General features: G+C 44.2%; 16 protein-coding genes. 11 read left to right on the top strand and 5 right to left on the bottom strand.

Annotated features, from left to right (window positions below; translation table 11 throughout):
• From glyS to ACEYCN_RS04640, 3 genes are all read left to right on the top strand, one after another.
• Positions 1-1,485: glycine--tRNA ligase subunit beta (gene glyS / locus ACEYCN_RS04650; protein ID WP_373713133.1), on the top strand; the 1,485-nt coding region annotated here is incomplete at its 5' end.
• Positions 1,486-1,497: 12 nt separating this feature from the next.
• On the top strand, positions 1,498-1,782 hold the full coding sequence (locus ACEYCN_RS04645) for a YciI family protein (RefSeq protein WP_373713132.1): 285 nt from the start codon (positions 1,498-1,500) through the stop codon (positions 1,780-1,782).
• A 13-nt stretch (positions 1,783-1,795) separates the two neighbouring features.
• Positions 1,796-2,053 (top strand): DUF896 family protein, encoded by a 258-nt coding sequence (locus ACEYCN_RS04640; protein WP_373713131.1) that lies wholly within the window; start codon positions 1,796-1,798, stop codon positions 2,051-2,053.
• Between the two features lie 54 nt (positions 2,054-2,107).
• On the opposite strand, the gene ACEYCN_RS04635 is transcribed toward ACEYCN_RS04640, so the two are convergent.
• Entirely contained in the window at positions 2,108-2,749 is a 642-nt protein-coding gene (locus ACEYCN_RS04635; RefSeq protein WP_373713130.1) for a metal-dependent transcriptional regulator, read from the bottom strand.
• Positions 2,750-2,874: 125 nt separating this feature from the next.
• On the opposite strand from ACEYCN_RS04635, the gene ACEYCN_RS04630 reads away from it, so the two are divergent.
• From ACEYCN_RS04630 to ACEYCN_RS04620, 3 genes are read left to right on the top strand one after another with little or no spacing between them, the layout of a single operon-like run.
• Positions 2,875-3,804 carry a metal ABC transporter substrate-binding lipoprotein gene (locus tag ACEYCN_RS04630; protein WP_373713129.1) on the top strand — a complete coding sequence of 310 codons (930 nt, stop codon included), beginning with the start codon at positions 2,875-2,877 and terminating at the stop codon, positions 3,802-3,804.
• A 14-nt stretch (positions 3,805-3,818) separates the two neighbouring features.
• The gene (locus ACEYCN_RS04625) at positions 3,819-4,544 is read left to right on the top strand and encodes a metal ABC transporter ATP-binding protein (RefSeq protein WP_373713128.1); all 726 of its coding nucleotides are present in this window, start codon (positions 3,819-3,821) and stop codon (positions 4,542-4,544) included.
• Entirely contained in the window at positions 4,545-5,390 is an 846-nt protein-coding gene (locus ACEYCN_RS04620; RefSeq protein WP_373713127.1) for a metal ABC transporter permease subunit, read from the top strand.
• A 136-nt stretch (positions 5,391-5,526) separates the two neighbouring features.
• Here the strand turns inward: ACEYCN_RS04620 and ACEYCN_RS04615 are convergent, their stop codons facing one another.
• The 4 genes from ACEYCN_RS04615 to ACEYCN_RS04600 all read right to left on the bottom strand — a co-directional run bounded on the left by ACEYCN_RS04615 (position 5,527) and on the right by ACEYCN_RS04600 (position 8,414).
• Entirely contained in the window at positions 5,527-6,198 is a 672-nt protein-coding gene (locus ACEYCN_RS04615; protein WP_373713126.1) for an NAD-binding protein, read from the bottom strand.
• A gap of 72 nt (positions 6,199-6,270) precedes the next feature.
• Complete coding sequence (locus tag ACEYCN_RS04610) at positions 6,271-7,620, bottom strand: TrkH family potassium uptake protein (protein WP_373713125.1); 1,350 nt, start codon at positions 7,618-7,620, stop codon at positions 6,271-6,273.
• Between the two features lie 98 nt (positions 7,621-7,718).
• Positions 7,719-8,216, bottom strand: coding sequence for a DUF3278 domain-containing protein (locus ACEYCN_RS04605; protein WP_373713124.1), 498 nt, complete (start codon positions 8,214-8,216; stop codon positions 7,719-7,721).
• Positions 8,217-8,219: 3 nt separating this feature from the next.
• The gene (locus ACEYCN_RS04600) at positions 8,220-8,414 is read right to left on the bottom strand and encodes a helix-turn-helix transcriptional regulator (protein ID WP_373713123.1); all 195 of its coding nucleotides are present in this window, start codon (positions 8,412-8,414) and stop codon (positions 8,220-8,222) included.
• A 153-nt stretch (positions 8,415-8,567) separates the two neighbouring features.
• Here ACEYCN_RS04600 and rsmH point away from each other — a divergent pair, with 153 nt between their 5' ends.
• From rsmH to ACEYCN_RS04575, 5 genes are all read left to right on the top strand, one after another.
• Complete coding sequence (gene rsmH / locus ACEYCN_RS04595; protein ID WP_373713122.1) at positions 8,568-9,521, top strand: 16S rRNA (cytosine(1402)-N(4))-methyltransferase RsmH; 954 nt, start codon at positions 8,568-8,570, stop codon at positions 9,519-9,521.
• Positions 9,522-9,564: 43 nt separating this feature from the next.
• The gene (ftsL, locus tag ACEYCN_RS04590) at positions 9,565-9,888 is read left to right on the top strand and encodes a cell division protein FtsL (RefSeq protein WP_373713121.1); all 324 of its coding nucleotides are present in this window, start codon (positions 9,565-9,567) and stop codon (positions 9,886-9,888) included.
• 1 nt (position 9,889) lies between these two features.
• Positions 9,890-12,139, top strand: coding sequence for a penicillin-binding protein PBP2X (gene pbp2X, locus ACEYCN_RS04585; protein ID WP_373713120.1), 2,250 nt, complete (start codon positions 9,890-9,892; stop codon positions 12,137-12,139).
• Position 12,140: 1 nt separating this feature from the next.
• A complete protein-coding gene (gene mraY / locus ACEYCN_RS04580) occupies positions 12,141-13,142 on the top strand; it encodes a phospho-N-acetylmuramoyl-pentapeptide-transferase (protein WP_373713119.1) in 1,002 nt (333 codons plus the stop codon).
• Positions 13,143-13,227: 85 nt separating this feature from the next.
• Positions 13,228-13,642: DEAD/DEAH box helicase (locus ACEYCN_RS04575; protein WP_373713118.1), on the top strand; the 415-nt coding region annotated here is incomplete at its 3' end.

Genomic DNA, 13,642 nt, shown 5'->3' with positions numbered 1-13,642 from the left:
CGTGGTCATCGTTTCCTTGGAAATGAAACCGAGATTGCAAGTGCAGATTCTTACGAGGCAGACCTGCGTGAGCAGTTTGTCATCACTGATCCCGCAGAGCGTCAAAACATGATTGTTGAGCAAATCAAGGCCATTGAAGACAAGCATAATGTGGCTGTCGAGATTGACCAAGACCTCCTCAATGAAGTTCTCAACTTGGTCGAGTACCCAACGGCCTTTATGGGCTCCTTTGACACCAAATACCTGGAAGTTCCAGAAGAAGTACTCGTTACTTCCATGAAAAACCACCAGCGTTACTTTGTGGTGCGTGACAAGGCTGGCAAGCTCTTGCCAAACTTCATCTCTGTCCGCAATGGGAATGACCAGTACCTTGACAATGTCATCAAAGGAAATGAAAAAGTCTTGGTGGCCCGTTTGGAAGACGGTGAGTTCTTCTGGCGTGAGGACCAAAAACTCAAGATTGCCGACTTGGTTGAACGCCTCAAAGTCGTGACCTTCCATGAGAAAATCGGCTCACTTTACGAGCACATGGAACGGACCAAAGTCATCGCAGAAAAATTGGCTGACTTGGCAGGCTTGCCTGCGGACGAAAAAGCGGATGTAGCTCGTGCTGCGGACATCTACAAATTTGACCTCTTGACAGGCATGGTCGGCGAGTTTGATGAATTGCAAGGAATCATGGGTGAGAAGTATGCCCTTCTTGCAGGGGAAAAACCTGCGGTGGCAGCAGCTATCCGTGAGCATTACCTGCCAAATTCTGCGGAAGGTGAACTTCCAGAAACCAAGGTCGGTGCAGTCTTGGCACTGGCTGACAAGTTTGACACCCTCCTGTCCTTCTTCTCAGTAGGTCTCATTCCATCTGGTTCAAACGACCCTTACGCCCTTCGTCGTGCAACACAGGGTATCGTGCGGATTTTGGAAGCCTTTGGCTGGGAAATTCCATTGGATCAGCTGATTGCGGAGCTCTACAGCTTGAATTTTGCTAGCTTGACCTATGACAACCAGCCAGCTGTGATGGACTTTATCCGTGCTCGTGTTGAGAAGATGATGGATAAGGCGATTCCGAAAGACATCCGTGAGGCTGTGCTGGCTAGCTCAACCTTTGTGGTCAGACTGCAACTGGCAGCCAGCTCTGCTATTTTCCAAAAAGCAAAAGAGTCTGACTACAAGGAAGCCGTGGAAAACCTGTCACGGGTCTTCAACTTGGCTGAAAAGGCGGAGGCGACTACGATTGACGAGGCTCTCTTTGAAAATGACCAGGAAAAGGCCCTTGCTGTGGCAGTATCTAGCTTGGAGTTGACAGAAGACATGATGGGCAATTTGGACAAACTCTTTGCTTTGAGTCCAGTTATCGCAGCCTTCTTTGACAACACCATGGTCATGGTGGAAGATGCGGCGGTCAAAGCCAATCGCTTGGCCCTCCTCAAAGCCTTGGCGGATAAGGCTTCCGCCGTGGCCGTCTTCAATCTCTTGAATAGCAAGTAAGGGGAAGAAACTATGTATCTAATCAATCTCGACTATATAAAGCCGCTAGATGCTGTAGAAGAGCACTTAGATGCTCACATTGCCTTTCTTGAGAAGTATTACCAGACGGGAAATTTTATTTGTTCAGGAAGAAAAAATCCTAGAGTCGGTGGCATCATTCTATGTAAATTTTCAAGTGAGGCAGAGTTGAGGCTTGCCTTAGTAGAGGATCCCTTTTTCAAGAACAAAATTGCAAACTTTGATATCATTGAATTTTCTCCAACCAAGTTTGCAGCTGGATTTGAGCAGTTTATGTAAGTAAGGAGTTATTATGGAACAAGCAAAAATCGATCGTATCAATGAACTGGCCCGCAAGAAAAAAGCAGAAGGTTTGACGGAAGAAGAACTGGCCGAGCAGGCCGTGCTCCGCAAGGAGTACATCGAGGGCTACCGCCGTAGTGTGCGTGCCCATGTCGAAGGCATCAAGATTGTTGATGAAGACGGCAACGATGTGACGCCAGAGAAACTCCGCCAAGTCCAACGTGAAAAAGGCCTGCATGGCCGCAGTTTGGATGATCCAGAGTCGTAAAAGTAAACAAAAACCAAATTCAACAGGCGAGGTTGAATTTGGTTTTTTTTGCTGTTATTTCACATAAATTTGTTTCGCAATTGATTCTGGAATGTCCAAGGACTGTCCTGCATAGGCAATGGTATGAGTTTTGGCAAAAGCGTCCCATTGGGTCAATTGAACGGGCATGCCAATTTCTAGGCCGTTCTTTTCCAAATAGTTTAGTAAGTCAAGCTTGTCCTGAACCCGGCAGATGGTATAGTACCCTGGCTGGTCGACTTGATTTAATGACTGGGCATGCTGTTCTTCCAGCAGCTGGCCTTTTTTGGGAATGGTTCCGCCGTGGGGGCAAAAGCTTGGGAACCCTAAGCTTTCCTCTAGGCGGTCGATAAAGAGGGTGGAAACAGTGTGTTCCAGAACCTCTGCTTCGGCATGGACCTCTTCGATGGTATAGCGGAGCTCCTGCATGAGAAAAATTTCAATCAGGCGGTGCTTGCGATAGAGTTCAGAAACCAGGCCAAGCCCTTTTTTGGTCAAGCGAAAACCCAACTGAACATCCTTGTCAATCAAGTCTTCGGCCAAAAGTTTTTTGATCATTTCAGAGGCAGAAGGGGCAGAAACGCCCATTCCTTGCGCAATCTGCTTATTGCTGGTCTTTTCCCCTGTCTGGCCAATTTCATAAATTAGTTTGAGATAATCTTCTTTGTTTGGTGTCATACGGAACCTCTCTTTTGATATTATAACAAAAAGAGCACAAAATAGCTTGACACAAAAATAAAATTAGGATAAACTTAATAATAAATTAGGCATACCTAACAAAAATCATAAAAAAGGAGAACAACATGAAAAGAATTCAAAACGTACTGGCCATTCTCTTGCTTATCCCTTTTTTTGCCGCTTGCTCAGCTGGGGAAGCTCGTTCTGATAATGGGAAGCTAAATGTGGTCGTCACCAATTCGATTTTAGCCGATATGACCAAAAACATCGCGGGAGATAAGATTAACCTCCATAGTATTGTGCCGATTGGCCAAGATCCCCACGAATATGAGCCCCTGCCGGAAGATATAGCCAAGGCTTCTGCGGCCGACCTGATTTTTTATAACGGAATCAATCTGGAAAATGGGGAAGACGGCTGGTTTACCAAGATGGTCAAAAACGCTCAGAAGGTGGAAAACCAAGATTATTTTGCGGCCAGTGATGGGGTAGAGGTCATTTATCTTGAAGGCCAGAGCGAGAAGGGTAAGGAAGATCCCCATGCCTGGCTCAGCCTTGAAAATGGCATCATTTATGCCCAAAATATCGCCGAGCAACTGATGGCCAAAGACCCAGAAAACAAGGACGTTTACCAACAGAATTTGGATACATATATCCAACAATTGGCCGCCCTGGATGAGGAAGCCAAATCAAGCTTTGCTGCGATTCCAACAGACAAGAAGCTAATTGTAACGAGCGAGGGCTGCTTCAAATATTTCTCGAAGGCCTATGACATTCCATCTGCCTATATTTGGGAAATCAATACGGAAGAGGAAGGAACTCCTCAACAGACAAGAGATTTGATTCAGAAATTAAAGGCCGGTCCGACACCTGCTGCCCTTTTTGTGGAATCCAGTGTAGATGACCGCCCGATGCAGACCATTTCTCAGGAAACAGGCATTCCTATTGTTGCCAAAATCTTCACCGATTCCATTGCCAAAGAGGGTGAGGATGGAGATTCTTATCTTGCCATGATGAAATGGAATCTAGAAAAAATTACTGAAGGATTATCCCAATAAAAGCTGGAGGTGTGATGATCAGAACTCAAGAATTAACGGTTGTCTATGACAGAGACAATCTTGTCTTAGACAGGGTCTCAGTCACTATTGAGACTGGGAAAATCGTTGGAATCATTGGACAAAATGGAGCCGGAAAATCCACTTTTATGAAAGCGCTGCTTGGCTTGGTGGTCTTTGATGGGCAGGTTCATCTGGCTGGTCAAATGGGAAAAGAGCCACCAGAGTACATTGCCTATGTAGAACAAAAAAGCCAAATCGACAACCATTTTCCAATCACAGTAAGGGAATGTGTGTCTTTGGGACTCTACAAAGAAGTAGGGCTTTTTCGTAGGCTGAAGAAGAGTGATTGGACAAAAGTAGACACTGTTTTAGAGCAGGTTGGGCTGTCAAAGTTTACAAAAGTACCTATCAGCAACTTATCCGGCGGTCAATTCCAGCGGATGTTGGTAGCCCGTTGTCTGGTGCAGGAAACACAGATTATTTTTTTAGATGAACCTTTTGTCGGGATTGATGCAGTCAGTGAAAGAATCATCATGGACATTCTTAAGAACCTACGCAATCAGGGACGAACAATCCTAATCGTCCACCACGATTTGAGCAAGGTGAAAAGGTATTTTGATACCGTCATGATTCTAAATAAAAAGTTGTTGGCCTACGGCCCTGTAGAACAGGTTTTCACAGTAGAAAATCTAAGAAAAGCTTATGAGGATACAATTTTCCTAGGAGAGGAGGTGGAATAGTTGCTAGAAAGATTCATTGAAGGATTGATGGAATATCATTTTCTGCAAAATGCCTTGATGACAGCTATTGTCATTGGGGTAGTTTCTGGTGCGGTAGGCTGCTTTATCATCTTGCGCTCCATGTCGTTGATGGGAGATGCTATTTCTCATGCTGTTTTACCAGGAGTGGCCCTTTCCTTTATGCTAGGTATCAACTTTTTTATTGGGGCTATTGTCTTTGGCTTACTGGCCTCCTTTATCATCACCTTTATCAAAGAAAATAGCGTGATAAAGGGAGATACAGCTATCGGGATAACCTTCTCCAGTTTTTTAGCCTTGGGAGTCATCTTGATAGGTTTGGCCAATAGTTCCACAGACCTCTTTCACATTTTATTTGGGAACATTCTGGCAGTGCAGGATAGCGATATGTGGCTGACATTTGGAGTTTCAGGCTTAGTGTTGCTTTTTGTTGGTCTCTTTTTTAAGGGACTGCTGTTAACATCATTCGATCCGGTTCTTGCCAAAACGATGGGAATCAATGTCAATTTTTATCATTATCTATTGATGGGCATGCTGACTCTGGTTTCCGTCACAGCCATGCAAAGCGTTGGAACTATTTTAATTGTAGCGATGCTGATCACACCAGCAGCAACTGCCTATCTCTTTACTTCCAGTTTAAAAAGTATGATGCTGCTAGCTTCCACTCTGGGGGCACTGACATCGGTACTGGGTCTTTTTCTAGGCTATAGTTTCAACATCGCTGCAGGGTCTAGTATCGTATTGACTTCCACCATTATTTTCCTGGTTTCTTTCTTCCTGTCTCCGAAACAAACAGTTGTCAAAAAAATACAATTCCAACAACAGTAATAGAGGCTGGGCAAAACTCAACACAGCTTCTATATTTTGGGATGATTTTCAGTAAAAAAACGCATAAAATCAATGTTCTTGATAACTTGATTTTATGCGTTTTTACTATTTCAAGAGTTTGATTGCTCAGCCTCTTTTACATATTATTCGTATATTCTTCAAAATTATCGACAGTTTGATTGTCCGTCACGGCCATAATCCACTCATCCTCGTTGAAGATATAATCAGGACTCAGTTGGATTTCGAGGATATTGGTGTACTTGCTGCGATAGCCAATGATATTCATCTTATGAGTTTGGCGCAGCTGCAATTCACCCAGACTCTTGCCAAGCCACTTTGCGGGCGGGTTAAATTCGATAATCGAAACATATTCATCCAGCTCAATGACATGAGTCGTGTCATCATGGAGCAGGTGTTTGGCCAGGGAAATACCCGTTTCGCGCTCTGGGGAAATAACCCGGTCCGCTCCAATTTTTAAGAGGACCTCTCTGGTTGTTTTACTCTTGGCTTTGGCCACGACTTTCGGGATGCCTAAAGACTTGCAGTGAAGAACAGCTAAGACACTGGCTTCTAAGTTGCTACCCGTTGCGATTACAACTGTGTCACAGGTGTCAATACCTGCAGCCCGCAAGAGGTCTTTGTCCGAAATATCACCCACCACACCACGTGTCAAGATGGATTCCAATTGATTGATTTGGTTCTCATGGTCATCCACGGCAATGATATTACAGTTATATTTACAGAGGGTTTTTGCAATACTAGTTCCAAAAATTCCTAGACCTAATATTCCGATGGTATGTTTTTGCATAATAGAAAAATACTCCTTTTACAAACAAGGTTGTGAGGTTCTTGGATACCTTGTGTTTAAAATCGTTTTACCTTAGACAATCAGCGAGGATTTAGCATACTGAAGGCTAGCTGATTTTGGTGGTTTTTTAGTAGAGAGACTGATCAGGATAGACATTGGTCCAATCCGTCCGAAGAACATGAGTGCCATGATAATCAACTGACCAGCCTGAGATAGGGTTGGGGTGAGGTTGGCTGAAACACCAACGGTCGCCAAGGCTGACATGACTTCAAAGATGAGAAAGAGCAAAGGTTTCTCGGCATCGGTTACACTGATGGCAAAAAGGCCCAACAAGAAAGTCGACAGAAAGACGATAAAGACAGCAATCGTTTTGCGGATTGTCAGATTATCAATGGTGCGATTTTTGAAATTGGTATGAGGCAGTCCCATGATTTCACTGCGGGCATAGGCCAGGAGAACGAGGAAGGCTGTGATTTTGATTCCGCCAGCAGTACCGCCCGGTGCCCCACCTAGCATCATCTGAAAGGCATAAATCAAGAGACTGATGGGTCTTGCCTGAGTATAGTCAATCGTAGCAAAACCTGCCGTTCGCATAGTTACTGTTTGGAAAAAACTAGCTAATACCTTGTGTCCAAATGAAAAATTTCCGATGGTATCAGGATTATTGTACTCAGTAATGAGGGTTAAAAGGGTACCCACGGTTAGGATAGTTGCGGTCAAGCCGAGAACGATTTTGGTATGAAAACTGAGCTTGTGACCTGTTTGACTTTTATCCAATCGCCCTTGGAAATCAAACCAGACTGAAAATCCAAGTCCACCCATGATGATCAAAGAGGCGATGACAAGATTGATATAGGGATTGTTGACAAAATCCACTAGACTAGTCGAACCCATATTATCAAAACCGGCATTACAGAAAGCTGAGACAGCTAGAAATGCCGAAGTAAAGAGCCCTTTGCCCCAGCCAAATTGTGGCACGAAATAAAAGGCCAAGAGCAGGGCACCCAATCCCTCAATGGCAAAGGTAAAGCGAAAGACGGACAGGATAAAACCCTGAAAATTCTTGGTATCAGCCCGGCTGAAACTTTCCTGCAAGGTAGCTAGGTTTACAAAGCTTAATTTTTTTCTGGCTTGGAGGGCAATCAGGCCCACAAAACTCAGGAGACTAAGCCCGCCGATTTGCATGAGAATCATGCAGACGATTTGCCCAAAAGCTGTGTAGCTAGAGGCTACTGGTTGAGTGAAAAGTCCCGTCACACAGACCATGGAGACAGTTGTAAAGAGGTTGTCCCAATAGTGGGCCTGCGAGTTTGGTAATTGTGAAATTGGTAGGGTTAATAAGATAGACCCAATCAAAATGACACCGGCGAAACTGAGCACAATTCGTTGGGTTGGGGATAAGGAAATCCTAAAAAAAGACATAAGCCTCTCTTTTCTCTGTTAAATATGAAGATATTGTAACACATTCTAAAAAAAAAGAAAGGGAAAACCATTAAAGACTTCCCTTTTTTCTAAATCCGCTATTTTTGTCGAGCTTTTGCAAGCAGTTGTAAAAGGAGACCAAACGTCAAACCGCACATCAGTCCGAACAATAAAACCTTGGGTGCAATGAGTCCATTTGGATAATCTAAGTTCATAATCAAGGGACCAGATAGCCACATAAAAATACCAAATAAGGAACCGGATTTCCAGCCGACATGCTTCATTTGCACTTTTTCTTTTTCATCCAATTCTTCTACATCAATCGGTTGGACAATATCAAAATTGTTGGTAGCTGAGACGACAAAGAAGATGAGAAAAAGGGCTACCGTAATAAATAATGGATAGGCCCAGATGAGAATATCTGGATACTTTTTGCTGATGATAATGGCAATGACATTGGCAAATAAAATTGTATAAAACAAGTAGATAAAGGACAGGTTTCCTATCCGATTGATTTCTTGTTTTCGGTATTCATCCAAGGGACCAGTAATACCATAGAAGCGTTTCATCAGTTTGTCTGTCAGTGTTTCTTTCATTGCTTATTCTCCTTTCAGCCAAAAGAGGCTATTCAAGTCAGTATTTAAAGCTAAGGCCAGGTTGATACAAAGCTCTAGGGATGGGTTGTATTTATTGTTTTCAATCATGTTGATGGTCTGTCTGGATACGCCGATTTCTTTTGCCAGTGCTAATTGTGATTTGCCAACCATCTGTCGGTATTCCTTGACACGGTTCATAAATCTCCTTTCAAAAAAATGTCGCATATATTTTACACAATTAGTATAAATGATAAAAATCGACTTGTCAACTATATGCGACATTTTTTTGGAAAAATTTTCTATGACCGATTTTAAGCTGGATTTTCTGACATTGTGGTATAATATGGAGATATGACGACAGAATTTCATCATACAACTGTTCTCTTGCATGAAACAGTTGATTTACTAGATATTAAACCAGACGGCATCTATGTGGATGCGACTTTGGGTGGGGCAGGGCATTCGGCCTATTTGCTGTCAAAATTGAGCGAGAAGGGCCACCTCTATTGTTTTGACCAGGATCAAAAGGCAATTGATAACGCCCAGATTCGCCTCAAAGACTATATCGACAAGGGTATGGTGACCTTTATCAAGGATAATTTCCGCCATCTCAAGGCCAATTTAGCCCAACATGGAGTGGAGAAAATCGATGGAATCCTCTATGATTTGGGGGTATCCAGTCCCCAGTTAGATGAGCGCGAGCGCGGTTTTTCTTACAAGCAGGATGCTGCTCTGGACATGCGGATGAACCAGGACCAAGCCCTATCAGCCTACCAGGTGGTCAATGACTATGATTACCAGGATTTGGTGCGGATTTTTTTCAAGTACGGGGAAGATAAGTTTTCCAAGCAGATTGCCAGAAAGATCGAGCAGGCCCGCCAAATCAAGCCTATTGAAACAACAACCGAGCTGGCGGAGATTATCAAGTCTGCCAAGCCCGCAAAAGAGCTCAAGAAAAAAGGCCATCCGGCCAAGCAGATTTTTCAAGCCATTCGGATTGAAGTCAATGATGAATTGGGAGCCGCAGATGAGTCCATCCAGCAGGCCATTGATTTATTGGCCCTTGATGGTCGCATTTCTGTCATCACCTTCCATTCTTTGGAAGACCGCTTAACCAAACAACTGTTCAAGGAAGCCAGCACAGTGCATGTGCCCAAGGGTCTGCCCTTTATTCCTGATGACCTCAAGGCTCCCTTGGAGTTGGTCAATCGCAAACCGATTTTACCAAGCGAGCAAGAACTAGTTGCCAACAACCGGGCTCATTCAGCCAAGTTGCGGGTAGCCAAAAAGGTTCACCAGCCTTGACATGACCTATTAGAAACCCTATTTTGTAAGAGAGGAAGCCATCATGCTAGAAGATAAACGGAGAGATTTGACCATGCAGGTCATTGAAGATAAAATTAAAACCTTTACTCGTGTTGAAAAGGCTTTTTATGGTAGCATTGTCCTTTCTGGCTTGATTTTAGCTATCGGAATCATCTTTATGCAGACCAAGCTCTTGCAAATTCAGTCCGATATGGCTGGTATCAATCAAGATATCAGTGTCAAACTATTGGAAATTGAAGACGCCAAGCAGGCTGTTAATGACTTGGCCCGTAAGGCCCGTCTGCTTGAAATAGCGGACAAGGAGGGGCTGACATTTAACAATGATAATATTGGAGTAGCAGAGTAAGATGCCCAGAAAAAAGAAACAATTTTTAAGATATGTCTTGGCAAATCGTGGCTTGCCTAGTCAAAATCGCAGGAGAGTGGGTCAGAGCTTAATTTTGCTCAGTGTCTTCATTTTCTTCGTCTTCTTGATTAACTTTGCCATTATCATTGGGACAGACAGCAAGTTCGGAGTGGATTTGTCTGAAGGAGCCAAGCAAGTCCATCAAAAACAAGTGACAGTCCAGGCCAAGCGGGGAACCATCTATGACCGAACAGGTTATCCGATTGCCCAGGATTCCACCACCTACACGATTTTTGCCATTATTGACAAAAACTACGTATCTGCTCATAAAGAGATTCTCTATGTTGAAGAGAGTCAATTTGACAAAGTGGCAGATATTTTTCATGAGTTCCTAGGTATGGAAAAGGATTATGTCCTTAATCAGCTTAGATTACCGAACTTGAACCAGGTTTATTTTGGGACGAAGGGGAAAAACATTCCCTATGGGACCATGACGGCGATTACTGAAGCCGCAGAAGCTGCAGGTGTCAAGGGTATTTCCTTCTCTACCAGTCCTGGGCGACTCTATGCCAACGGCGTCTTTGCCAGTCATTTCATCGGCTTAGCTCAGCTCAAGGACAATGAGGATGGCAGCCAGAGTCTCTATGGGCAGACAGGGATCGAATCAGCGATGGACCATATCCTTTCTGGGCAAGATGGAAAGATTACCTATGAGAAGGATAGTTATGGTCGGATCATTCCAGGGACAGAAATTGTCAACGCAGAGCCTGTTGATGGAAAGGATGTCTATACGACCCTGTCATCTGAACTGCAACGTTCCTTGGAAGAAAATATGGATGTCTTTTATGGAGAGAAGACCAAGGGGGTTTATGCCAATGCGACCCTGCTGTCAGCTAAGACGGGAGAAATTTTAGCAACAACTCAGCGTCCAACCTTTGATCCAGATACCAAATCTGGTCTGAAGGATTTGAACTGGAATACAACACTCTACCAAGGACACTTTGAACCTGGTTCTACAATGAAGGTCATGACCTTGGCTTCAGCCATTGATAACAATACCTTTAACCCCAACGAATACTATACCAACAATACCTATCAGCTGGCGGATGCCAAAATCAACGACTGGACTATCAATGAAGGCCGAGATCCACAAACCTTGACTTTTGCCAATGGTTTTGCCCTCTCCAGTAACGTCGGTATGACCATGCTGGAGCAGCGGATGGGTGATGCCAAGTGGCTCAACTACCTGTCTAAGTTCCGTTTTGGTTACCCAACTCGCTTTGGTATGAATGGAGAAGCGGGAGGTGTTTTTCCTGCAGACAACATTGTAACCATCGCCATGAGTTCCTTTGGTCAGGGTATTTCAGTGACCAATACTCAAATGCTACGTGCTTTCACAGCTATTGGCAATCAAGGGGTCATGCTGCAGCCGAAATTTATCTCAGCCATCTATGACCCCCATACTGATTCAGCTCGTATTTCTCAGCCAGAAATCATGGGTAAGCCAGTATCAGCTGATGCAGCGAACCAAACTCTCAACTATATGGTTACTGTTGGAACGGACCCCTATTATGGAACTCTCTATTCCAAAGATGTCGGGCCTGTTATCCAGGTTGACGGCTACAATATTGCCGTCAAATCAGGTACAGCCGAGATTGCCAAAGAAAAAGGGGGAGGTTATATGGAGGGTGTTAATGATACCATTAACTCTGTAGTTGCCATGATTCCCGCTGAAAATCCTGAATTTATCATGTATGTGACAGTACAACAACCGCAGCATTGGAGTTTCCTCTACTGGCAGGACCTTGTTACCCCTGTTTTGAAGAAGGCCATGAGTTTGAAAGATAGTCTCAATTTGACCGGATCTGCGCCTGCTCTGGCCAATCTAGCCAACGAGACAGAATACAAACTGCCGGATATTATTGGAGAAAGTCCAGGAGATATGGCAGATGAACTCCGTCGTAACTTGGTACAACCAGTCATTTTAGGAAATGGCTCAAAAATTGAGAAAGTTTCGAAAAAAGCAGGTACGAATCTGACAGCCAATCAGCAAATCCTACTTTTAACCAACCGCTTTGAAACACTTCCTGATATGTATGGCTGGACCAAGGCCAATGTCGAGAAGTTTTCGAGCTGGACAGATATTGAGATAAACTTTGAGGGATCTGGAAGTAAGGTCGTTAGTCAGAGTATAGATGTTGGTGCCAGTCTCAAGAAAACTAAAAAAATAACCATTACATTAGGAGAATAAGATGCAAATTGCACTATTAGCAGGACTGGCTTCCTTCTTAGGAACCGTCCTGTTGATTCCAGTATTTATCACATTTTATCAGGCCAAGCGAATCGAAGGCCAACAGATGCACGAAGATGTCAAGCAGCATCAATTCAAGGCTGGGACGCCGACCATGGGCGGTACGGTCTTTCTGGCCGTAGTCATTGTCATTGTGTTTATAGTCGCTTCTGTCTTTCGTATGCTGACTGGAGGAGTGATGGCCATCCTCTTTATCTTGGCTCTCTATGGTTTGGTCGGCTTTTTAGATGATTTCTTAAAAATCTTCCGAAAAATCAATGAAGGTCTCAACCCCAAGCAAAAACTGGCCTTGCAGATCTTGGGCGGCATTGTCTTCTACCTGGTTCATATCAATGCAGCAGGACTTGGTGGTGAACTAAATGTTTTTGGGCATTTTATCCACCTCGGCCCCCTTTACTTTGCTTTTGTTCTCTTTTGGTTGGTCGGTTTTTCCAATGCCGTTAATTTGACAGATGGAATTGATGGCCTGGCCTCTATTTCAGTGGTCATCAGCTTGATTACTTATTCCATCATCGCCCTTGTAGACCACAAGTTTGATATCTTTCTGGTTTGTGTGGCCATGATTGGCGGTCTTCTTGGCTTCTTTGTCTATAACCGCAAGCCAGCCAAGATTTTTATGGGAGATGTGGGGAGTTTAGCTCTAGGTGGAATGCTAGCTACCATCTCCATCGCCCTCCGAGTAGAGTGGACCCTGCTTTTTGTCGGTTTGGTCTATGTCCTTGAAACCTCCTCCGTCATGCTGCAGGTCAGCTACTTCAAGTACACCAAGAAGAAATTTGGTGAAGGCAGAAGAATCTTTCGCATGACCCCTCTCCACCACCACCTGGAATTGGGCGGCCTGACCGGCAATGGTGCCAAATGGAGCGAGTGGAAAGTTGACTTCTTCTTCTGGGGACTAGGGCTTGTTATGAGCCTAGTGACCTTGGCCATCATGTATTGGTAAAACAATTGGGACGGAGCATCCGTCCTTTTTGCTTGTCTTTCTGATAAATGCTATAATGGTTAGAAGCAGAAAAAATGAGGAAACTATGAAATTTACAACATTACCATTAAAGGGCTACATTCAGGAAGCCCTAGCGGAGATTAACTTTGTTGAGGCCACAGAAATTCAGGAAAAGTTGATTCCCATTGTTTTGTCGGGGCGTGACTTGGTTGGTGAATCCAAGACAGGTTCGGGCAAGACCCATACCTTTTTGATTCCGATTTTCCAGAAGTTGAATGAGGAGTTGGATCAGGTTCAGGCCGTCATCACAGCGCCATCACGGGAGCTGGCGACCCAGATTTATCAGGCTGCCCGTCAGATTGCGGAACATTCCGAGACAGAGATTCGGGTGGTCAACTATGTGGGGGGGACCGATAAGAACCGCCAGATTGACAAACTGCAGTCCAGTCAACCCCACATCGTCATCGGAACCCCAGGCCGTATCTATGATTTGGTCAAAT

The organism is Streptococcus sp. (assembly GCF_041802885.1).
GTDB lineage: Bacteria > Bacillota > Bacilli > Lactobacillales > Streptococcaceae > Streptococcus.
The sequence above is the reverse complement of the archived record's forward strand: the minus strand, read 5'-3'. Positions and strand labels throughout refer to the sequence as shown.

What these genes read in the sequence shown, in the direction of transcription:
- ACEYCN_RS04645 (WP_373713132.1), top strand. Translation starts at nt 1,498, where the DNA reads ATGTATCTAATCAATCTCGACTATATAAAGCCGCTAGATGCTGTAGAA.
- ACEYCN_RS04640 (WP_373713131.1), top strand. Translation starts at nt 1,796, where the DNA reads ATGGAACAAGCAAAAATCGATCGTATCAATGAACTGGCCCGCAAGAAA.
- ACEYCN_RS04635 (WP_373713130.1), bottom strand. Translation starts at nt 2,749, where the DNA reads ATGACACCAAACAAAGAAGATTATCTCAAACTAATTTATGAAATTGGC.
- ACEYCN_RS04630 (WP_373713129.1), top strand. Translation starts at nt 2,875, where the DNA reads ATGAAAAGAATTCAAAACGTACTGGCCATTCTCTTGCTTATCCCTTTT.
- ACEYCN_RS04625 (WP_373713128.1), top strand. Translation starts at nt 3,819, where the DNA reads ATGATCAGAACTCAAGAATTAACGGTTGTCTATGACAGAGACAATCTT.
- ACEYCN_RS04615 (WP_373713126.1), bottom strand. Translation starts at nt 6,198, where the DNA reads ATGCAAAAACATACCATCGGAATATTAGGTCTAGGAATTTTTGGAACT.
- ACEYCN_RS04610 (WP_373713125.1), bottom strand. Translation starts at nt 7,620, where the DNA reads ATGTCTTTTTTTAGGATTTCCTTATCCCCAACCCAACGAATTGTGCTC.
- ACEYCN_RS04605 (WP_373713124.1), bottom strand. Translation starts at nt 8,216, where the DNA reads ATGAAAGAAACACTGACAGACAAACTGATGAAACGCTTCTATGGTATT.
- ACEYCN_RS04600 (WP_373713123.1), bottom strand. Translation starts at nt 8,414, where the DNA reads ATGAACCGTGTCAAGGAATACCGACAGATGGTTGGCAAATCACAATTA.
- rsmH (WP_373713122.1), top strand. Translation starts at nt 8,568, where the DNA reads ATGACGACAGAATTTCATCATACAACTGTTCTCTTGCATGAAACAGTT.
- ftsL (WP_373713121.1), top strand. Translation starts at nt 9,565, where the DNA reads ATGCTAGAAGATAAACGGAGAGATTTGACCATGCAGGTCATTGAAGAT.
- pbp2X (WP_373713120.1), top strand. Translation starts at nt 9,890, where the DNA reads ATGCCCAGAAAAAAGAAACAATTTTTAAGATATGTCTTGGCAAATCGT.
- mraY (WP_373713119.1), top strand. Translation starts at nt 12,141, where the DNA reads ATGCAAATTGCACTATTAGCAGGACTGGCTTCCTTCTTAGGAACCGTC.